At 64.8% G+C, this 20,638-nt stretch carries 18 protein-coding genes; 2 read left to right on the plus strand and 16 right to left on the minus strand.

Going from position 1 to position 20,638, the window contains the following annotated elements:
* The first annotated feature begins 40 nt into the window (after positions 1–40).
* On the plus strand, positions 41–2,236 hold the full coding sequence (locus ACFOSU_RS20055; protein WP_380691781.1) for a TonB-dependent receptor: 2,196 nt from the start codon (positions 41–43) through the stop codon (positions 2,234–2,236).
* The gene (locus tag ACFOSU_RS20060; protein ID WP_380691782.1) at positions 2,233–3,651 is read left to right on the plus strand and encodes a PepSY-associated TM helix domain-containing protein; all 1,419 of its coding nucleotides are present in this window, start codon (positions 2,233–2,235) and stop codon (positions 3,649–3,651) included. Before ACFOSU_RS20055 ends, ACFOSU_RS20060 begins: the two co-directional genes overlap by 4 nt.
* Here ACFOSU_RS20060 and ACFOSU_RS20065 read toward each other — a convergent pair.
* From ACFOSU_RS20065 to ACFOSU_RS20140, 16 genes are all read right to left on the minus strand, one after another.
* Complete coding sequence (locus ACFOSU_RS20065) at positions 3,648–4,199, minus strand: response regulator transcription factor (RefSeq protein ID WP_380691783.1); 552 nt, start codon at positions 4,197–4,199, stop codon at positions 3,648–3,650. The genes ACFOSU_RS20060 and ACFOSU_RS20065 overlap by 4 nt on opposite strands.
* Positions 4,199–5,467, minus strand: a complete 1,269-nt coding sequence (locus tag ACFOSU_RS20070; RefSeq protein ID WP_380691784.1) for an ATP-binding protein — start codon at positions 5,465–5,467, stop codon at positions 4,199–4,201. The genes ACFOSU_RS20065 and ACFOSU_RS20070 overlap by 1 nt, the downstream gene beginning before the upstream one ends.
* A 109-nt stretch (positions 5,468–5,576) precedes the next feature.
* Complete coding sequence (locus ACFOSU_RS20075; RefSeq protein ID WP_380691982.1) at positions 5,577–6,530, minus strand: DMT family transporter; 954 nt, start codon at positions 6,528–6,530, stop codon at positions 5,577–5,579.
* A gap of 50 nt (positions 6,531–6,580) precedes the next feature.
* Complete coding sequence (locus tag ACFOSU_RS20080; RefSeq protein ID WP_380691786.1) at positions 6,581–7,660, minus strand: alpha/beta fold hydrolase; 1,080 nt, start codon at positions 7,658–7,660, stop codon at positions 6,581–6,583.
* A 111-nt stretch (positions 7,661–7,771) separates the two neighbouring features.
* Positions 7,772–9,625: an ABC transporter ATP-binding protein gene (locus ACFOSU_RS20085; RefSeq protein WP_380691787.1), complete on the minus strand. Its 1,854-nt coding sequence runs from the start codon at positions 9,623–9,625 to the stop codon at positions 7,772–7,774.
* Between the two features lie 168 nt (positions 9,626–9,793).
* Positions 9,794–11,047 carry a cytosine permease gene (gene codB / locus ACFOSU_RS20090; protein ID WP_380691788.1) on the minus strand — a complete coding sequence of 418 codons (1,254 nt, stop codon included), beginning with the start codon at positions 11,045–11,047 and terminating at the stop codon, positions 9,794–9,796.
* A 104-nt stretch (positions 11,048–11,151) separates the two neighbouring features.
* Positions 11,152–12,462: a TRAP transporter large permease gene (locus tag ACFOSU_RS20095; protein WP_380691789.1), complete on the minus strand. Its 1,311-nt coding sequence runs from the start codon at positions 12,460–12,462 to the stop codon at positions 11,152–11,154.
* Positions 12,459–12,995: a TRAP transporter small permease subunit gene (locus ACFOSU_RS20100; protein WP_380691790.1), complete on the minus strand. Its 537-nt coding sequence runs from the start codon at positions 12,993–12,995 to the stop codon at positions 12,459–12,461. Before ACFOSU_RS20100 ends, ACFOSU_RS20095 begins: the two co-directional genes overlap by 4 nt.
* Before the next feature lie 69 nt (positions 12,996–13,064).
* Positions 13,065–14,123, minus strand: a complete 1,059-nt coding sequence (dctP, locus tag ACFOSU_RS20105; protein ID WP_380691791.1) for a TRAP transporter substrate-binding protein DctP — start codon at positions 14,121–14,123, stop codon at positions 13,065–13,067.
* 319 nt (positions 14,124–14,442) lie between these two features.
* Entirely contained in the window at positions 14,443–15,117 is a 675-nt protein-coding gene (locus ACFOSU_RS20110; RefSeq protein WP_380691792.1) for an acetoacetate decarboxylase family protein, read from the minus strand.
* The gene (locus tag ACFOSU_RS20115) at positions 15,114–16,646 is read right to left on the minus strand and encodes an NAD(P)H-dependent oxidoreductase (protein WP_380691793.1); all 1,533 of its coding nucleotides are present in this window, start codon (positions 16,644–16,646) and stop codon (positions 15,114–15,116) included. The genes ACFOSU_RS20110 and ACFOSU_RS20115 overlap by 4 nt, the downstream gene beginning before the upstream one ends.
* A gap of 384 nt (positions 16,647–17,030) precedes the next feature.
* Entirely contained in the window at positions 17,031–17,756 is a 726-nt protein-coding gene (gene msrA, locus ACFOSU_RS20120) for a peptide-methionine (S)-S-oxide reductase MsrA (RefSeq protein ID WP_380691795.1), read from the minus strand.
* Between the two features lie 52 nt (positions 17,757–17,808).
* On the minus strand, positions 17,809–18,411 hold the full coding sequence (gene msrB, locus ACFOSU_RS20125) for a peptide-methionine (R)-S-oxide reductase MsrB (RefSeq protein ID WP_380691797.1): 603 nt from the start codon (positions 18,409–18,411) through the stop codon (positions 17,809–17,811).
* Positions 18,408–19,193 carry a molybdopterin-binding protein gene (locus ACFOSU_RS20130; protein ID WP_380691798.1) on the minus strand — a complete coding sequence of 262 codons (786 nt, stop codon included), beginning with the start codon at positions 19,191–19,193 and terminating at the stop codon, positions 18,408–18,410. Before ACFOSU_RS20130 ends, msrB begins: the two co-directional genes overlap by 4 nt.
* Positions 19,186–20,046, minus strand: coding sequence for a cytochrome b/b6 domain-containing protein (locus tag ACFOSU_RS20135; RefSeq protein WP_380691983.1), 861 nt, complete (start codon positions 20,044–20,046; stop codon positions 19,186–19,188). The genes ACFOSU_RS20130 and ACFOSU_RS20135 overlap by 8 nt, the downstream gene beginning before the upstream one ends.
* 87 nt (positions 20,047–20,133) lie before the next feature.
* Positions 20,134–20,448: a pentapeptide MXKDX repeat protein gene (locus tag ACFOSU_RS20140; protein ID WP_380691799.1), complete on the minus strand. Its 315-nt coding sequence runs from the start codon at positions 20,446–20,448 to the stop codon at positions 20,134–20,136.
* Positions 20,449–20,638: the final 190 nt, after the last annotated feature.

Below are 20,638 nucleotides of genomic sequence, written 5' to 3' on the forward strand. Positions count from 1 at the left end.
CGACTAGAATTTCGAGCTCACTTCTTCGGTGGCTCGATGCATGCCTTCTCAGTCTCGCCGCGCGTTGCGGTACGCGTTTCCGGTGGCCGGTTCGGCCCTCGTAATGTTCACGGTCATGCCTCCGGCCGCGGCGCAATCGACGGCTGTGGATTCGGCCACGCTGGATGCCCTGACGGTGGAAGGTGTGGCGATAGAGCCGGCGTTGCCGGGCGATACCGAGATCAGCAACCGGCTTGGCCTGGCGCCCGAAGAGTCCCCCGCGACCGTCGACGTGCGTACGCAGGAGCAGATGCAGCGACGCGGTTTGCGTACCGTCACCGAAGCCACCCGCACGCTACCGGGCGTGACCGCCGGCAATATTCCGGGCTCACCCGCGTCGCTGGCGATGCGCGGCTTCGCCGGCAGCAACGTTGGCTATCTGTTCGACGGCATGCGGGCCACCGATTCGGCGCTGCTGGCGCGGGATTTCGACACCTTCAACTTCGAGCGTATCGAGATCCTCAAGGGCCCGTCGTCGGTGCTGCACGGCGAGGGCGGCCTTGCCGGGACGGTCAATTTCGTCACCAGAAAGCCCTCGCTGGAAGGTAACAGTGCGGACGGTCTGGTCAGCTACGGGTCTTTCGACACGCTACGGGCAGGCATCGGCGGTAATCGCGTGCTCTCCGACCGGGTCGCGGTGCGCGCTGATCTGTCGCACAGCCGCTCCGATGGCTTCATCGACGACAACGACTCGCGCACCACCCAGCTGACCACCGGCGTTCTTTTCGAAGCCACCGACCGGCTATCGCTGTCGGCCTCCTACGATTACTTTCGCGACAACCATGCGGCGTCCTATTACGGCGCGCCGCTGGTGCCGCGATCGGCGGCACGCGATCCGTCGGACGTAGCCACGGGGCCGGGCGACATGGTGATCGACGCCGCCGAGCGCCATACCAACTACAACCCGCGCAATGCGCTGATGAAGTCCGACAGCCACTGGCTGCGCACGCGTGCCGCCTACGCGTTGAGCGACGCGTGGGAATTCATCAATGAACTGTCCTATTACACCGCCGATCGGCTCTGGCGTGAAACCGACAGCACTACCTACAACGACGCCACGGGCCTGCTCGACCGCTCCACCGGCATCATCGCCCACCATCAGGATTTTGTGAGCGAACGGGCCTATACGCGCTTCGACGGCGAGGTGCTCGGGCTGCGCAATCGTTTCACCCTGGGCGGTGAATACAAGCACACGGAATTTCGCACGCCGCGCCGCTTTGGCACCGGCACGTCTGTCAGCGTTCATGACCCCGACCGGGGCAGCGTGCCGAGTGATACTGCCGCCAATTTCGATACGCGGGTCGACTACGACAGCGAGGTCGACAGCGTCGGCGTGTTCGCCGAGAACGCGCTGAACCTCACCGATGATTTCATCGCCGTGGCCGGCCTGCGCTACGAGCATATCGATCTCGAGCGCCGTATCGACGATCTCCAGGCCGACACTACCGAACGCTTCGGGCGCGGTTTCGACCCGGTATCGTGGCGCCTAGGCGCGGTCTACGAACTGAGCGAAAACAACCAGCTCTACGCCCAGTACAACCATGCGGTATCGCCGGTTTCCAGCTTCCTGCTCTCCAGCACCGCGAATGCCGCGTTCGATCTGTCCGAGGGCGACTCCATCGAGATCGGCCTGCGGTCCGGCTTCTGGGACGAGCGGGCGACGCTGACCACATCGCTCTACCAGATCAAGCAGGACGATATCCTCACCCGTGATCCGAACGATCCGCAGCAGGTCGTGCAGGGTGGCAGCCTGCAGTCGCGCGGGGTGGAGGTCGATCTGGGCCTGGATCTCACGCCGCGCTGGCGGGTCGATGCCAACGTCGCCGTGCTCGACGCCGAGTATTCGACGCTGGTCGACGGCAACGGCACGAATCTGGCGGGCAACACGCCGATCAACGTGCCCGAACGCGTGGCCAATCTCGCCACGTTCTATACGCTGGCGCGGCTGCCGCTCACACTCGGCGTCGACGCCCAGCATGCGGGCGATTTCTATACCGATACGGCCAACACCATCCGGGTCGATGGCCACACCACGCTGGCCGCATCTGCGAGTTATCCGGTCGCGGGCGGTAGATTGACGCTGCGTGGACGCAACCTCACAAACGAACTCTACGGCGAATGGTCCGGCTACAGTGCCAGCCAGATCTATATCGGCGCGCCGCGCAGTGTCGAGCTGGCCTGGACCGGCTCGTTTTGAGCGCCTCCGTCGTAGCGCAAGGCGCGGCGGCAGGCATCGTGCGCCCGGCCGGGCGCTGGTATGCGACGGTCTGGCGCTGGCATTTCTATGCCGGCCTGCTGGTTGCGCCATTCCTGTTGATCCTGGCCGTGACCGGCGCGATCTACCTGTTCAATACCGAGATCAACGACGCGATCTATCCCGATCTGATGTTCGTGCCGCAGACCGGCGAAACGCTACCCGCCAGCCGCTGGGTGGCCGGCGCCGAGGCCGCGTTCCCGGGCGCGCGGGTCACCCGCATCGACATGCCCGGCGAAGCCGGGCGCAGCGCCATGCTGTTCGTCACCCCCGCGTCGGGCGATCCTCGTCGCGTGTTCGTCGACCCGTACAGCGCGTCGGTGCTCGGCTCGTTCGTCTATGAATACACGCTGGTCGGCTTCGCCGATACGGTGCACGGCTCGCTCATGCTCGGCGCGGTCGGCGACGCGATCGTGGAGATCGCGGCCTGCTGGACCGTGATCCTGCTCGTCACCGGCGCCTATCTGTGGTGGCCGCGTGGCGGGCGAAAACGCGAGGGTGTGTGGTATCCCCGGCTACAGGCGCGCGGGCGGCGCTTCTGGCGCGACCTGCATGTCGTGACCGGCGTCTATGTTGCCGCCTTCGTGCTGTTTCTGGTGCTCACCGGCCTGCCCTGGGCCGGCGTCTGGGGCGGCCAGTTGCTCAACCCGGCCATCCAGAGTCTGGGCCTGGGCTATTCGGGGGCGCGCACCTCGCCGCAGTCGATGCGCGAGCCGCCCGGGACACCGGCCGGCCGTGGCCGACCGTGGACGCTGGAGACCGTGCCCGAGCCGCAATCCGGCGGCCATGCCCACCACGGGCAAGCGGGCGCGACCATCGGCGAGGCGCTGGCCGGTACCGATATCGGCGTCGATCGCGCCATGCGGATACTGGCTGCGCAGGGCATGGGCGCCGGTTACCGGCTGACGTTGCCGGCCGGCCCGAACGGTGTCTACAGCGCGCTTGCCTACCCCGACCGGCCGCAGGGCCAGCGCACTGTCTATCTCGATCGCTACAACGGTGCGGTGCTCGGCGATATCGGTTTTGCCCAGTACGGCCCGGTCGGCAAGGCAGTGGAACTCGGCGTGGCCCTGCATATGGGCAATTATTTCGGCCGGATCAACCAGGCGGTGATGCTGGCGACCTGTATTGCGATCGTCGTTCTGGTGATCAGCGGACTCACGATGTGGTGGCGGCGCCGGCCGGCCCGCGGACTCGGCGCGCCGCCCCGGCGTGCGCCGCTGCGCGGGCGTTATCTGGGCGCGATCGTGGTGGCGATGGTCATCCTGTTTCCGCTGGCCGGTGCGAGCCTTGTGGTCGTGCTGATTGCTGACCGATTTCTACAACGCGTGCGCATGGGCCGTCCGGCGACCGGCTAGAACTTCACCGGGCGCTTGTCGAGCTTGCGCTGCAGCGTGCGCCGATGCAGGCCGAGGCTGCGCGCGGCTTCCGAGATATTGCCGTCGTGCTCGGCCAGCACGCGCTGGATATGTTCCCATTCGAGGCGCTTGAGCGACATGCGCTCGGTCGGCGTGAGCGTATGCCGTTCGCTCGCGTTGTCGTGCAGCGCGCCGAGTACGGCCTGGGCATCGACCGGCTTGGCCAGATAGTCGGCCGCGCCGCGCTGAATGGCGGTCACCGTGGTGGCGATACTGGCGTAGCCGGTGAGCACGATGATGCGCGGATCGGCTGCGATTCGCAGCAGTGGCTCGATCAGATCCAGTCCCGAGGTCTCGCAGCCCAGATTCAGATCGAGCACCACATGGGTCGGCTGCCACGCGCGCGCCGTGGCCAGTGCCTCGACCGGCGCCGCCGCGACCTGTACGTCCAGGCCGCGCCGGCCCAGCGCGCGTGCCAGCGTGGCTGAGAACGTGGCGTCATCATCGATGAGCAGCACTTTCATCGTGTCGATCTCGCGGCCTGGCATCAGGCCGGCACCTCGAGTCGATCGAGCGGCAGGCTGATCCGGGTGCGCGTGCCACCTTCGATACGCGGAGCCAGGCTGACTTCGCCGCCCACGCGTTCCAGACTGACGTGCGACAGCACCAGACCGAGACCGCGACCTTCCGGCTTGGTGGAAAAACGCAGGCGCCCGGCGCGCGCCATGTCCTGGCGATCGATGCCGTTGCCTTCGTCCTCGATAACAATCAGCAGACGCTCTTGCCTGCACGTCACCGCAACGCTGATTCCGGTGCGGGCATTGGCGACCGACGCGTCGGCGGCGTTGTTCAACAGATTGATCAAGGATTGCGCGATCGCGGCGTCGGGGTGGATCTGGCGGCCGTCCAGCGCGGCGTCGAAGCGTGACCGGGCCTGGATCTCGGGGCGCATCAGGCGCCAGCGTGCGATCACGCTCCCGAGCCAATCCGCCACTGCGATCGGGCGCGCATCCTGTGCGCGCGGGTCGCCGGCCGTGCCCAGCAGCTGCGTGATCTGATCGGTGCACAGGTCGATCTGTTCCGCGAGTACGACCAGTTCTCCGGTCAGCTCCTGATCGTGGCCATACTGGTCGCGCAGTTCCGAAATGATGATGGCCATGGTCGACAGCGGCGTGCCCAGTTCGTGTGCGGCACCCGCGGCGAGTGCGCCCAGCGCCGTCACCTGCTCGTTACGCAGCATCTGTTCACGCGCCCGTGCCAGGGACAAATCGCGGCGGCGCACGGCGGCGGCCATGCCGCTGACAAACACCACCAGTACGATCGCACTGATGAGGAACGTCGCCCACATGCCCAGCACATGCATGGCAAAGCTGCCGTGCTCGGTGTGTACCGGATAGAAAAAGCGCAGCAGCAGCGCGCTGTATGCGCCGGTGGCCAGCACGGCGATTGCCCAGGCGTACATGCGCGGCAGGGCCGCCGCGGCGATTGCGATCGGTAACAGATAGAGCGACACGAACGGGCTCGCGGAGCCGCCGGCCCAGAACAGAATCGCGCTCAGGGCGAGGGTATCCAGGGCCAGATGGCCCAGCAGCTCCAGCTCGGTAGCGGCGCGCGCCCGGCGCAGGCTCAGCCCGATTGCGACGTTGATGATCGCCAGCAACGTCGCGATCGCAAGCAGGGGGCCGACAGCCAGTGCCACCCCGGGCACGAACGAGTCGCTCACGATCGCCAGCAGTACAAACATCACTGCGCCCCAGCGCAGGCGATAAAGCCAGGTCAGCAGTTTCTGCGGGGTCAGTTGGACTACGGCCTGCATAGGGCGTCGGGGCGGCGATTCTCGCGCCAAGGATACCGCCACCGGCGCACCGACGGTGGAGCGCGACAATTTGTCGCTGTATGTGTGCGCGCTACTGTTCCCGTTATTGCTATTCGGACTTGGCGCGGCGCTGTTCGGCCAGCGCGATGCCGGCCAGTACCAGACCCAGGGCGACGAGATGATAAAGATGCAGCGTTTCGCCGATCAGCACGACCGAGAACAGTGCGCCAAAGATCGGCACCATGTTGACGAAGATTCCGGCGCGGTTGCTGCCAATCAGTTCGTTGGCGCGGATGAACATACTCTGGGCGATCAAGCCGGGCAGCAGGGCGGCGAACAGCACGACGGCGATGCCCCGGATATCGGGAACGATGCCGCTGTGACTGGCGATCTCCCAACCCGCCAGAGGTAGCGAGCACAGCCAGGCGGCACCGCAGATGCAGGTCACGAAACTCAGCCAGTGCACCGGCGGCTTGATCCGCAGGGCCGCGGTATAGCCGCCATAGCAGAGGATGGCCAGCAGCATGAGCGCGTCGCCGCGGTTGAGATCGAGGGCGAGTAGCCGGGTCAGGCTGCCGTTGGACACGGTCAGCGCCACGCCGGCGACGGTCATCAGGAAACCGAGCAGCTGCGCGGCCCGCACCCGGGAGCGGAGCACAAGGAAATTGAGTGCGAAGATCACGCCCGGCATTCCAGCCTGTTCGATGACTACGTTGAGCGTGCTCGTGTAGTTGAGCGCACTGTAGAGCGCGGCATTGAAACCGGCGAAACCGATGCCGCCGTAGGCCGCCAGCAGCAGCACATGCTTGCGCAGGACAGGCAGGTCGCGCTTGAGATACGGCCACGCGAACGGCAGCGCCACCAGCCCGGCAATGCCCCAGCGCAGGTTGGTCAGCAGCAGTGGGCTGATATGCCCCACCGCGAACTTCCCGGCGACCGCGTTCGCGCCCCAGCACATGGTGGTCAGCACGAGCAGCGCGTAGGCACGGTAGGCGCTGGGCGCTGTCAGTGCGCCTCGGCCGTCACGCCGGGCAGCCGTCTTTCGTTCGCTTGATTGCTGAATGGGTCCGCTGGCCTTTGCCGCCGCTGTGCGGGGCCTGAAATATTGGCCCGCTATTGTCCCTCGTGTTGCGGCAGTTGTGCCATAAACGCGGCAAGACGCGGTTCATACAGCGCCGCCGACAGAAACACGGTGCCGTGCCCCGTGGTCTGCGGACTGCCCGGCACCTGGTAGAACTGACCCTGTGGGATCTGCTCAAGGCCGGCTTGCATCACGCCCAGTTCCTCGGGGTTGCGTTCGTCGTCGGCGGAATTGATCGCGAGCAGGGGCGCCTTGATCCGGCCGAGTTCAGCCGAGGGATCGAAGTCCTTGGACGATTTCCATTGATACAGCGTGTCGTTGGCGTCGCCGACCTTCGCGTCGGCCAGTTTTTCATCGACGTAAGCGTCTGCTTTTTCGCCCGTGGGCCCGAGTCTATGCAGTCGCTGGGTGCCGCCGGTGCTCGCCAGCGAGAACCAGACCGCCATGGTGCGTAGATTCGGCGGCTGTTCGGTGTAGTTGCCGTGATCCCAGGCCGGGTCGGTGCGTACCGCATCCACCATCATGCGACGCAGCATCCAGTTGCGCCCGGACATCGGCCCGGGCAGCGATGCCATTGGCACCAGCGCATCCATGTAATCGGGGTGATAGATCCCCCACAGCCAGGTCTGCATGCCGCCCATCGAATAGCCCATGACCAGCCGCAGGTGGTCCATGTTCAGGCCGTCCTTGATCAGCAGATACTGCGCCTTGACCATGTCGTCATAGTTGTAGTCGGGGAACTCGGCGCGCAGGCCATCCGACGGTTTGCTGCTGTCACCGGCGCCGATCGCGTCAGGCAGGATGATGTAGTAGCGACTCGCGTCCAGGGCCTGGCCGGGGCCGAACAGCGCGCCCGCAAAGCCGTCGCGCAGCATGCCGTTGCCGGAGCCGGTGGTGCCGTGAAGCATGAGCACGGGTTCGCCGTCCGGGCTGCCTACGGTGGCGTAGTGGATCTTGAGTTGCTCCAGTTGCTCGCCGTCATGAAAGGTGAAGTTCTGGATCACGAAATCATGCTGCACCGGGGTCGGATAGTCGGCACAAAAAGCGGGCGCGGATAGCGCGAGCAGGGCAAAGAAGAACCCGAGGGCGCGGATTGCAGGCGTGGACTTCATGGCGGCGATGGCTGCGTGTCGTGGTTACAGCAGTAACCCGCATGTGGATGGTTGCATACTCAACCTTAGTGTTAGCTGGCGGTGGTATTGCTTGCGGTGATGCCGAGATCGTCAGCCGGCATGACACGCGTGCAGTGGCGCCTCGCCTATGAAGCCCCCGGACTGCATGGCCCAGAGCCGCGCATAGAGACCGTCGTGGGCGAGCAACTGGGCGTGCGTGCCGCTTTCCACGATCGCGCCTTCGTCGATGACGATCAGACGATCGAGCGCGGCGATGGTCGACAACCGGTGGGCGACAGCGATCACGGTCTTGCCGGCCATGAGGCGGTGAAGATTCTCGGTGATGGCGGCTTCGACTTCGGAATCGAGTGCCGAGGTCGCTTCATCGAGCAGCAGGATCGGCGCGTTCTTGAGCATGACGCGGGCGAGCGCGATGCGTTGGCGCTGGCCGCCGGAGAGCTTGACCCCGCGTTCGCCCACCTGTGCCTCGAGACCGCGGTTGCCGTGCACGTCCACCAGCGAGTCGATGAAATCGCCGGCATGGGCGGCCTCGATCGCGGCCTGCAGGTCGGCGTCACTGGCGTCCGGGCGGCCGTAGCGGATGTTGTCGCCCACCGAACGATGCAGCAGGGCAGTGTCCTGCGTGACCATGCCGATGCTGGCGCGCAGTGATTGCTGGGTGATGCCGGCGATGTCCTGATCGTCGATGAGAATGCGGCCGCCTTCCAGTTCGTGAAAACGAAGCAGTAGCGACAGCAGTGTCGATTTGCCGGCCCCGGAACGCCCGATCAGGCCGATCTTCTCGCCCGGCGCGATCGATAGCGAGAAATCCTCGATCACGCCGGCGCCGCGGCCGTAGTGAAAACGGATACGGTCGAACAGGAGGGCGCCGTGGTGCACGTCCAGCGTACTGGCATTGTCCGCGTCCGCGATCGCCTGGGTGCGCGCGAACGTGGCCATGCCATCCCGCAGAGTGCCAATGTTCTCGAACAGCTGCGAGACCTCCCACATGATCCACTGCGCCATGCCGTTGATGCGCAGCACCAGCCCGATCGCCGCGGCGATGGCGCCTGCGCTGATCAGCGCCGATTGCCACAGCATGATCCCGAGCCCCGCGACCGCGATCAGCAGCAGCGAGTTGAGCAGATACAGGCTGGCGTAGAAGCCGTTGACCTGGCGCATCTGGGCATACACCGTCGCCAGGAACGTCTGCATGCTGGTGCGCGCATAGTCGCCTTCGCGTCGGGTATGGGCGAACAGCTTGACGGTGGCGATATTGGTATAGGCATCGACCACGCGCCCGGTCATCTCGGCGCGCGCGTCGGCCTGGCGTTCGGCCACGCGCCCCAGGCGTGGCACGAAATAGCGCAGCAGGGCGACATAGCCCGCCAACCAGGCCAGAAACGGCAGTGCCAGCCGCCAGTCTGCGCCCGCCACGAGCACGACGATGCCGGTGAAATAGACCGCGACATAGAGCATCACGTCGAGGAATTTCATCACCGTTTCGCGTACGGCCAGCGCCGTCTGCATCAGCTTGGTGGCGATGCGCCCGGCGAACTCGTCCTGAAAGAAGGTCAGCGACTGGCCGAGCAGCCAGCGGTGCACCTGCCAGCGAAAACGCATGGGGAAGTTGCCGGACAGGGCCTGAAACGTCACCAGCCCTTCGATGAACACCAGCAGCGGCAGCACGATCAGCACCACGACGGCCATGCCGCTGAGCGCCAGCGCGTTATCCGACAGGAAGGTGTCGCGCGGGCTGTTGGCGAACCAGTCGACGATATGGCCGAGGAACGCGAACAGCGACACCTCGATCACCGAGATCGCGGCGGTGAGCACCGCCATCGCCACCAGCAGCGGCCATACCGGCCGCGCATAGAAGACGATGAAACGCAGCAGCCCGTCCTGTGGCGGCGTTCGATCGTCGTCCGGAAAAGGCGCGACCAGGCGTTCGAAGAAGGAAAACATCCGCGATCTACGCGCGCCGGCGCGCGCCCGTTTCAATCAGTGCGGCAGTTTAGTGTCCCGGGTGGCCAATTCGAAGCATTATTTTCGGCGCCATGGCGACCCTCATGACGATTCACCGCGCCTGGCGAGCCACGCCAGCGCACCCGAAATATCTCCAGCGTGGCGACGTCAGGCGTTCACGCGGCGCTCGCCGACTTGGTTCAACGCAAAACTGGCGCCGATATAGACCACGAATGCGCTGACAATGGCGTTGAGCGGCGGGATGCCGGGCAGCAGATTGGCCGCGGCAAAACCCACGCCCCAGGCGCCGATGGCCGTCCAGTTCACATCGCGCACCACGGCCTGTTCGAACGCCGCGTAGCGACCCCGTGCCAGCACGAAGAAATCGGCGATCAGGATGGCACCGATCGGCGGCAGGGCAGAACTGAGAAACGCCAGCCAGCCCACGAAATTGTTGTACAGCCACATCGCCAGCACCGTGCCGATCGCACCATTGACCAGCACGATGAGGTTCTTGGGCGCACGCGTGATGTTGGCGAAGCCCAGCGACGACGCGTACAGCGCGTTGTCGTTGGTGGTCCAGATATTGAGCCCGAGCACGACAACGGCCGCGATGATCAGGCCCTGGGCGAACATCACCTGCGAGATATCGGACTCGCCGTAGACCAGCGCGCCCACCGTGCCGAAGGTGAACATCAGCGAATTGCCGAGGAAGAAGGCGATCAGCGTCGTACTCACGCCGATCTTCGGCGATCGTGCGAAGCGCACGAAATCCGGGGTGAGGGTGGCCCCGCTGATGAACGAGCCGATACAGGTCGTCAGCGCCACCGCCAGGGTGATCGGGCTGTCCGGCTGGATCGCGGCCAGTGCGTCGAAGCCGCCGACCTTGCTGACGGCCAGGCCGACCGACAGATTGCCGAGCACGAAGATCGCCGGCACAGCGACGAAGCTCAACACCGCCAGCGCCTTGAAACCCAGATAGGCGGTCGCGGTCATGAGCGCACCGCCGATCACGATCAGCACATAGCTGTTGATGCCGGTGGCGACCTGCACCGGCAGGGCGAACATCACCACGCCCACGCCGAACCAGCCCACCTGGGTCCCACCCAGCAGTGCCGAGGGTAACCATGAACCGCGCACGCCGAACGCGTAGCGGCTGATCAGATGGGTCGACAGGCCGGTGCGGCTGGCGATATACGCCAGAAAAGCCGCATAAAGGCCGAGCACCAGATTGCCCAGCAGTACAACGGCAGCGAAACGGGCCAGCGACAAGCCCTGGCCGAGCGTTCCGCCGGCCCACATGCTCGCCGAGAAGAAGGTGAAACCCAGCATCACCGCCAGCATGGTCCAGAAGCCGCGGCCAGCTTGAGCGGGAACCGCGGAGAGTTCGTAGTCGCTATTCGGCTCGTTTTCCAGGCGCATGGGGTCTGACTCTTTGCTGTGGCACACCCCGCCGAGCAAGCAAAAGCTGCGCCAAACACGGCGCCTCGGCCAGGAAATCAAACCCTACAGCAAGTGGTCGGTACTCAGAACAGCCGGTCGGGCAGATAGGTCGCGATGACCGGGAAGATCATCACGATCGCCAGCCCGACAATGCCGACCAGCACATAGGGCACCACCGATCGGTAGATATCGGGCATCGTGATACTGGGGGGCACCACGCCTTTCAGGTAGAACAGGTTGAAGCCGAACGGCGGCGTCATGTAGCCGATTTCCATGTTGATCACGAACAGGATGCCGAACCAGATCGGGTCGAAACCCAGGCTGGTCACGATCGGCATGAATACCGGCAGCGTGATCAACATGATGCCGATGGGGTCGAGCACCATTGCGAGCAGGAACAGGATGACCTGCATGACGATGATCGTGCCCCAGGGGCCGCCGGGAATATTCGCCATCAATCCTTCGATCAGCGTCTGTGCATCCATGCTCTGGTAGGCGGCGCTGAACGCGTGCGCGGCGAACAGGATCCACATGATCATGCCGGTGAGCGAGAACGTGCGCAGCGCCGCGTCGTAGAGCAGCTGCCACGTGAACTGCCGATGCACGACCGACGAAATCAGCGCGCCGAGCACGCCCACGGCCGCGGCCTCGGTCGGGGTGGCGATGCCGGCCATGATCGAGCCGAGCACCATCACCACGATCAGGATTGGCAGCAGCACCGAGCGCAGCGCGCGCAATTTCTCCGGCCATTCGGCGCGCTCCTCGGGCGGCAGCGCCGGCGCCAGCTCGGGCTGGAAATAGCAGCGCACGATGATATAGATCGCCACCAGCACGACCAGCAGCAGGCCCGGCAACACGCCGGCGGCGAACATCTTGCCGACCGATACGCCGGTGATCAGCGAATACAGGATCATGATCACGCTGGGCGGAATGAGAATGCCCAGGCCGCCGCCGATGTTGATCGCACCCAGGGCCAGATGCTTGTCGTAGCCGCGCTCCAGCATCGAGGGCAGGGCGATGGTGCCCATGGCGACCACGGCCGCGCCGCTGATGCCGCACATCGCAGCGAAAATCGCGCAGATGAACACCGTGCCGATCGCCAGGCCGCCGCGCACGCCGCCGGACCACAGATACATCATCCGGTAGAGTGCGTTGGCCACCCCGGTGCGTTCGAGCACCATGGCCATGAACACGAACAGGGGAATGGCGACGAGCGTGAAGCTCTCCATCGTGCCCCAGATCTGGGAAGCGACCAGATAGAACGAATCGATGCCCCAGGTGAAATAGAGAAAGATCACCGACACGCCACCGAGCACGAAGGCCAGCGGCAGCCCGAGAACCAGAAAGAAGATCAGCGAGCCGAAGAACAGCAGCGTGGTCAGTTCGATGCTCATGGCCTGTGCTCGGCGTTATCCGGTTCGGGCGTCATCCGCCCCAGCGCGATCGCGATGTCCTCGAACAGCTTGGCCAGCCCCTGCAGCAACAGCAGAAAAGCCGCCACCGGAATCGCCGCCTTGAACGGATATACCGGCGGATTCCACGACGAATACGTCGTTTCCATGCTGTCGATCGATTCCCAGGCGATCAGGCCGCCGAAATAGAGCACCGCGCCGGTGAACAGGAAGAACAGCACCGACGTGATGATATCCAGCACCGCTCGGGCGCGCGGCGAGAAGCGCGCGTAGACGATGTCGACGTTGACGTGGCCGCGATGGGCCATGACATAGCCGCCGGAGAGCACCGCATACAGACCGAACAGGAACTGGGTCAGCTCGGTGGTCCAGACGGTCGGTGCATCCAGCGCGTAGCGATAGAACACGCCCAGCAGCAGGATGCCGAACATCGCGAAGATCAGCAGCGACGCGATCCGTCCGATCCAGGCGTTGAGACGGGTCACGCCATTGATGAAGGCGTAGAGCACGGGCATGGGCACACTCCCCGGCGCAGACCGTCACGGGCTGGCTCGCGCCCATGACGGTCTGCGATCGTGCGGGTTTCAGGAGGCTTCGATATAGCCCAGCTGCTGGAGCATGTTCTCGAGCTTGTCCAGGGCTTCGCCGGCCTTGTCGCTGCGTTTGCCCATCTCGTCCCAGGACTCCCGGGCGACCGCCGTCAGCTTCTTCTGGACTTCGGGCGGCAGTGTGGTGATCTTGACGCCGTCATTGGCCATCGCCTTGGACAGCGCCAGACGTTCGAGATACAGATACTCGTTGGTGCGATACCAGAACTGCTCATCCAGCGCGTCGCGCACGATCTTGGCGTCGGCCTCGGAGAGCGCGTCGAGCGCTTCCTGATTGATGATGAAGGCATCCGTGCCGGCAATGTTCAGGGCCGGTTTGACGTGATACTTGGCGACTTCGTACAGGCTCATGCTCGCCGCGCCCTGGGCCGCGCCCCAATGCGCGCCATCGACCACACCGCTCGACAACGCGGTATAGAGCTCGCCGCCGGGGATATAGCTCGCCGAGGCGCCGGCCTTGGTCAGAAACGTCTCCAGCGCGCCGGAGGAACGAATCTTGAGGCCCTTGAAATCGGCATAGCTGTTGATCGGCTTGTTGACCACCATCTCGGTCGGATAGACCTTGTCGGTGGAGTAATACACGCCGTGTTCGGCGGCCTCTTCGCGCAGCATGTCCTCGAAGCCCAGATTCTTGTGGAAATAGGCGACTTCCCAGACATTGCGGAACGCGAACGGCAGACCGGATGCGATCCCGGCCAGGCTCATCTGGTTCTGGGCGTAGGCCGGCGAGATGGTGCCCATTTCGATGGTGCCGCGCTTGACTGCGTTGAACGTCTGCTGCGCCTTGAACAAGGCACCGGCCGGATATAGCTTGAGCTTGAGGCGACCTTCGGTGCGCTCCTCGATGATGTTCTTGATGCGCACCAGGCTGTCGTCATAGGAACTGCTGGCGGTCGGCCAGTGCGATTGCACCCGCCATGTCGTGGTCTTGGCATCCTGTGCGAAAGCGCTGCCGGACGAAAGCAGGGCGGTGGCTGCCAAGACGGCGCCAATCGCCGTTATCGAACCCAGGCGCGACAGAAGTTTCGAGTGCATGAGTCTCTCCTCATTATGGTTTTATAGCAGCGGCCCGTAACCACGGGGGACGCCCGATTTTGCCGTCTGGAGCGGCTTTGTCGGCGATTTGCGAAACTAGTGAAACCGCGTTTTGAAACCTAGCACAGGCACATTGGGGACTACGATTCTCGGTGGCTGATGCATGTAACCGGCGCGGCGTTTCACGCGCAGCGGTCGACGCGTTCCGGCGAACAGGCCGTTGTCTTGCATGCGTCCGCTCGCCGCCGGACTGGGTCCAGCGTCTGCTGTAAATCGGTCAGGGCGTCGAGACAGGCCGCGATAGACGCGGCGCACCGCGCTACGTCGACGCGAGTGTGCGGATGGTCGGCACCGGGAAGACGAGCTCGAAGGCGGACGCGGCCACGGTGACGATTCGGGTCTGCTCGGAAAAATCCGGAAAACCGCTGCCTGCCGGATTGCTGACCTCGCGCAGGGCCGCGATGCGGGCCCTGCCGCGTGCCTGGATCGCGGTCCGGTAGAGCTGGCCGTGCCAGGGCTGCTCGAGCGTGCGCCAACGCCGCGGCAGGATGGCCGTGGTCACCGGCAGGGCGGGCCCGCGTGCGGCGAACGTCAACGACAACGGCGGGGCCGTGTCGCGATGGACGCGAACCGTTTCACTGCCGTCGGCGTTGTACGCGGACTCGAACACGGCCTGTTCCTTGGGCAGGCCCCAGTTGCGGCGGCCGTTGGCCACGCTTGCCGGGCTCGATACCCATATATGCGTGATCGCCGCGGCCCGGCGGCCGCCGATCTCGAACGTGCCCGGACTGAGCAGCAGCTCTCGATACGGGCCCACGTTGGAACTGGCGTAGTCGATATACATCAGCGCGCCCATGCCGCCGAGCGCGCGGCCCTCGAACTCGGGGCACGCGCGCAGACACTGTTCGCCGAACTCGCGGCTGCAGCGCAGCGCCTGCACATAGCCGTGGCCGGTGAGTTGCCACGGCGCCGGGCTGTCGCTGTCGTCGGTCATAGCAGGTGATAGCCGGGAATGATCACGAACCAGAGCATATAGGTGAGCGCGGCGATCAGCAGCCCGTCGATACGCGCGAGTGTTTCCGGGCCGCGCGATCGTGCATGCCAGAGCAGGGCCAGGCACAGCGCGGCATGGGGAATGACCACCAGGCTCATGCCATGGAACAGGCCGCCACCGAGGCTCGTCTGGTCGCACAGCAGCGCCAGCAGGGCGGAGGTGATTACTGCCGCGCCGGCCAGCCGCAGGGCCACTGCGTTGCCCCAGCGTTCCGCCAGGGTGTGCTTGCCGACGCGTGCATCGGCGGCGCGGTCCGGCACGCCGGCGAGGATGATCGACGGCAGGATCGCCAGGCCCAGGGCGAGCGACAGCAGCCAGGGTTCAGGTGCGCCGAACGCGCCGCCCTGCAAGAGCACGCCAAGCAGTAGCACCAGCGCGCTGTGGGTGAAGGCGACATCCAGTTCGCCCAGGCTGCGATAGCTCAGTTTCAACGGATAGACCGTGTAGCCGAGGGTGATGACCGTGGCCAGCAGCATCCAGAGCACGACGCCCGTGCCGGCCGGGCCGCTGGCCAGCGCCAGCCCTGCGGCCATGAACGCGGCGACCAGCAGATAGCCGACCGCACGCCGCAGGCGCGCCGGCGAGAGGCCGCCGTCGAGCAGCACGCGTGAACCGCCCGTGAACGGGCCGTAGTTCTGATTGGCGCGATCGGTATCGATGTCGGCCCGCTCGTTGCAGAACACGGTGGCCGCTTCCAGACAGAAGATCAGCAGATAGCCCCACAGATAGGCAGACCAATCGAGGCCCGCCGCCGCGCCGAGTAGCGCGCCGACGCTGTAGGCGGCCCAGCTCATCGGATAGAACTGCAGGCGCAGCGCCTTGAGCCAGGGCGTGGCCCGACGTGCAACGCGACCAATCGGCGAATGCACGCCCGAGCGCAGCGCAAAGCCGGCGCGCCGGGCGCGTTCGATCCAGCGTTCGAGTTGATCGATATCCGAGGTGCGCACCGACCCGCAGGTGAGCACATGTACGGGTGCGACGCCGCAGAAGCCGAGGGTGGCTCGGCGCATCGCGTTGGTGCCCGGCGCACGAAACAGCCATTTATAGATCGGCGGTGGCGTATCCATCGTGGTGATCAGCTGGGCCGATTTGCCCTTCCACAGACCCTCCCATTCGGCAGCACCCGGACCATAGAAGCGAAACGCAAAGCCTGGCGCGACCAGCCGATCCAGAAAACCCTTCAGCAGCGCCGGCATCGTGCCCCACCAGGTCGGATAGACGAACACCAGATGTTCGGCCCAGTCGAGCAGATCGCGGGCGCGTTGCAGATCCGGCTCGAGCGGCTGGTTTTCCGGCGAATCGGCGACGACGTCGTGGGCAAATGCCAGATCGCCGAGCGCGAGCGTGACGACCTCGGCACCCGCGCGTGTGGCGCCGTCACGATAGGCGGTTGCCAGCGCACCGCAAAGGCTGTCGCCGCGGGGATGACCGAGAATCAGCAGCACACGTAGCGGCCGCGGACTGTTCATGACGACGTGTTCATGGCCTGTTTTCCGATCGCACCGCCGCGGCGATGACGCCTGGCGCCGGCAGGCAGACGTATTGGATCACAATGACGTCAACCCAGGCTCGCTGTCGGTCAGGCCGGACAGTGGCTGTGGTGGAGCGGGCCGATCTGAGTTGGAAAAATAACGAACGCGATGGGTCATGACATATCCGCTGATGCCTGAACCCAATCTAGTGCCCTTGACCGGTCGAGTACAAGGAGCGCGGGTCGCCTGCTGGCGTGTGCGTATTTCGGCAACAGGGGCGAGACGCGAAAAGGGCCGGGTATCCGTTTGGATCGCCCGGCCCAGTTGCGGCGCTATGGCCGAAGCGCCGACGCCTGAGCGCCGGTGCTTGGCTGTGCCCGTTCAGCCGTTGGCGGCCAGGTTCGCGGGCCGCTCGCGATAGCGCTGACCGAAACGACTTTTGAGAGCTTCCACCTTGGGCGCGTCGTTGATGCGGATATACATGCTGTTCGGGTGCAGATCGGCGTAATTCTGGTGGTAGGACTCGGCCGGGAAGAAGTGCTCACCCACCGACACTTTCGTCGCGATCGGCCGGCTGAACACGTCGGCCTGCGTGAGCTGCTCGATATAGGCGTTCGCCACCTCGGCCTGTGCGGGATTGGCGGCGAAGATTTCCGAGCGGTACTGCGGGCCGCGGTCCGGACCCTGGCGGTTGACCTGGGTCGGATCATGGGCGACCGAGAAATAGATCTGCAGCAGATCGGCGTAGCTGATCTGTTCGGGGTCGTAGCTGATGCGCACGGCCTCGGCGTCGTCGTAGCGCCCGGAGCTCGAGTCGCGATAATTGGCGTGTTCCTCGGTGCCGCCGGCGTAGCCCGAAACCACGTCGGTGACCCCGTCGACGTGTTCGAACACCGACTCCATGCCCCAGAAACAGCCGCCGGCAAGCACTGCCGTCCGTGTCCCGTCGATGGGGGTCTGCGACGCAGTCTGGGCCGCGGCGGGTATGGCCACGCCGCCCTTGCTGGCCGCGGCGGCCGTATACATCCAGATCGCGCCGCCCAGGAAGATCGCGCCGGAGAGCAGCAGCCCGGCATGGCGTGTTGGGTTCTTTTCTTGCGTGGACATATTGAAACCCTCGGGTTTGGATGGTCGCCCCTTGTCAGGGCGTCCGATTTGTTCAGGCGGTGGCGTTGGGCACGAAACGCAGGGCCACTGAATTCATGCAGTACCGCAGCCCGGTCGGCTTCGGGCCGTCGTGGAAGACGTGGCCGAGATGGCTGTCGCAGCGCGCGCAGGAGATCTCCGTGCGCTGCATGCCGAACGTGCTGTCCGTGGTCTCGACCACGTTTTGCTTGGCGATCGGTTGCCAGAAGCTGGGCCACCCGGTGCCGGAGTGAAACATCGTGGCGGCGTCGTAGAGCGCCGTATCGCAGGCGATACAACGATAGATGCCGGCTTCATCCGGCTTGTCGTAGTCGCCGCTGTAGGGGCGCTCGGTGCCGTCCTCTCGGGTCACGTTGTAGGACGCACTCGAGAGCTGTTTCTTCCACTCGGCGGCGGTCTTCTTCACCTTGGGCATCCTGCGTTCGCCCACGCGCTTTCCGTGTTCGTCGAACACGACCAGCTCGACCGTGTCGGCGTCGGCGGCCTGCGCAATCCGGGCCAGAGTCACCGAGCCGATCAGCAGAGCACCGCCGCCCAGGCCGATCATCTTGAGCAGCTGTCGGCGGCGGGCGTCCGCCGGTTCGCTACCGACGGGTCGTGAATTCAGATGTTTCATATGCCACCCCACCATTCGTAGCCGCGATCTTCCCAGTAGCCGCCGTTGCCGCCCTGGATATCCGCGAAACTGTTGACCAATTCGATATGCATGATGTATTTCGCCTGCTTGTAACCCAGCTGGCGTTCCGCGCGCAGACGTATCGGCGCGCCATTGGTCACCGGCAGCGTATCGCCGTTCAGCCCGTAGGCGAGCAGCGTCTGCGGGTGATAGGCCTCGACCATGTCGAGGCTTTCGTAGTACTTGTCCGGCCCGCCATAGGTGTTGTCGGCGCAGTGAAAGACCACGAAGCGGGCATCGGCGGTCGGCTTGACCCGGTCGAGTACGCCGCCGAGTACGGCGCCGGTCCATTGGCCGATGCAACTCCAGCCCTCCACGCAGTCGTGGCGCGTGATCTGGGTGCGCGAGGGCATGGCCTTGAGATCGTCGAGCGAGAATTGCCCCGGGTTGCGGACCAGACCGTCGATCCGGAGTCGGTAGTCGGCGAAATTGTTCGCCGCCATCTGCCGGTATGCCGTGTTCGACGGATCGGTGGTGCCGTTGCCCCGGAACGACGGTGCGATCTGGCTCTTGTCGAATTCGCGGGCCAGCGATTGCCGCGACGACACCAGGCGCTGGGCCGCGCGGGTCAGGCGATCGACCTGGCCGAGCGCGTCCTGGACCTGTTCGTTGCGCGACAGACTGTCGCAGCCCGTGAGCAATGCGCCGGCGCCGAGCGCGCCGAGGCCGGTGATCAGACGCCGACGACGCGGGTCGGGAACAATGAGCTTGCGATTACCCATGACGCCGGGTCTCCCTGTGGTCGTCGGATTGGCTGATCTTGTAGCCGCCCGTGGTCATCGAGCGCAGATTGTTGAACACGCCGGATATCAGCACGAGCAGCAGATGCACGATGAAGAAGCCGATCAGCCCGAAGGCGCAGATGAAATGAATTGTGCGCGCGCTCTGGCGACCGCCGAACACATCCAGCAGCCACGGCCAGGCCGCGTTCATGGTGGGTGACATGGTCAGCCCGGTGAAGACCATCAGCGGCAGCAGAATGAACAGCACCAGAATATAGGTGAGCTTCTGCAGGCCGTTGTAGTCGCGCTTGTGGTCGAACTTGAAGCGCATGTGGTGCCAGATCGTCGCGGGCAGGCCGCGCAGCTGTGACCCCGTGGGGAACATCATCTGGCGCCGGCGCCGACTTATCAGCGTGTACAGCAGATAGGCGAACAGCGACGGGGCGAAGATCCAGGCGGTGAAAAAATGCCAGTAGCGGCCCATTGCCAGCCACTGCGGGCCGGGCAGCGTCGCCCACGCCGGAAAACCGCGCTGGGAAAGCTGGCCGTTGAAGCTGGACAGTCCGAGGACACCGGTGGTGTCGAAGGTATGTCCGGCGATACGCAGCGCGCCCATCGGTTCGCCGTCCGGGCCGCGCATCGAGCCGATCGCGAGCAGCGGGGCATCGAACGTCGAATCGTTGCCCCAGTAGAGGGCCGGATGGGCGTTGAAAATCTGCAGTCCGCTCATCAGGAGCAGGATCAGGCACACGAGATTGACCCAGTGCCACAGGCGGGTCGCGATGCCGTGGCGCTTGATCACCGCGGGCGCGTCGGAACTGCGTCGCGCCGCGCTGGCCGGGGCCTCACTCATCGACTCGGTCGTGGTTGCATTCATCGTGTGCTCGCTTGCGTAGAAATGCCCGCCGGCGACCCGATTGCCGCCGGCGGGCGCGACTTCTTACATCTTGTCTTCTTTCTTCATGCCGTCGTCGTGAGACATGCTCTCGCCACCGGACATGCTGTCTTTCTTCTCCATGCCATCGTGCGACATGCCGTCTTTTTTCATGCTGTCGTGCGACATGCTGTCCTTGTTTTCCATGCCTTCGGCAGCCTTGTTGTCCTGCATGCCGTTGGTCTGGTCATGCGACATGCTCTTGTCATGCGACATACTATCGTCATCCATCGCACTCGCGGATACCGCGAAGAACAGGCAGCTGGCGCAGACGACGGCACTGAGCAGGGCGACGGGCTTGATCTGTTTGAGTGAGGACATATCCGAAACTCCTTTGATTTTTAGTGGCCGCAGAGCGCACGGCGATTGCCTGCGATCACTGCGACAGTCGTAACGGTTCGCTACGACCTGCATGCACGTTAGAAGGAGTACCGGAACCAATCATCACGAATCGATAACGGCGCGAGGTAGGGTTCCGGAGTTACGGTTTCGTGATGTGCTCGCGCGTGGT

This window comes from Salinisphaera aquimarina (genome assembly GCF_042643355.1).
In the GTDB taxonomy this organism is placed as follows: domain Bacteria; phylum Pseudomonadota; class Gammaproteobacteria; order Nevskiales; family Salinisphaeraceae; genus Salinisphaera; species Salinisphaera aquimarina.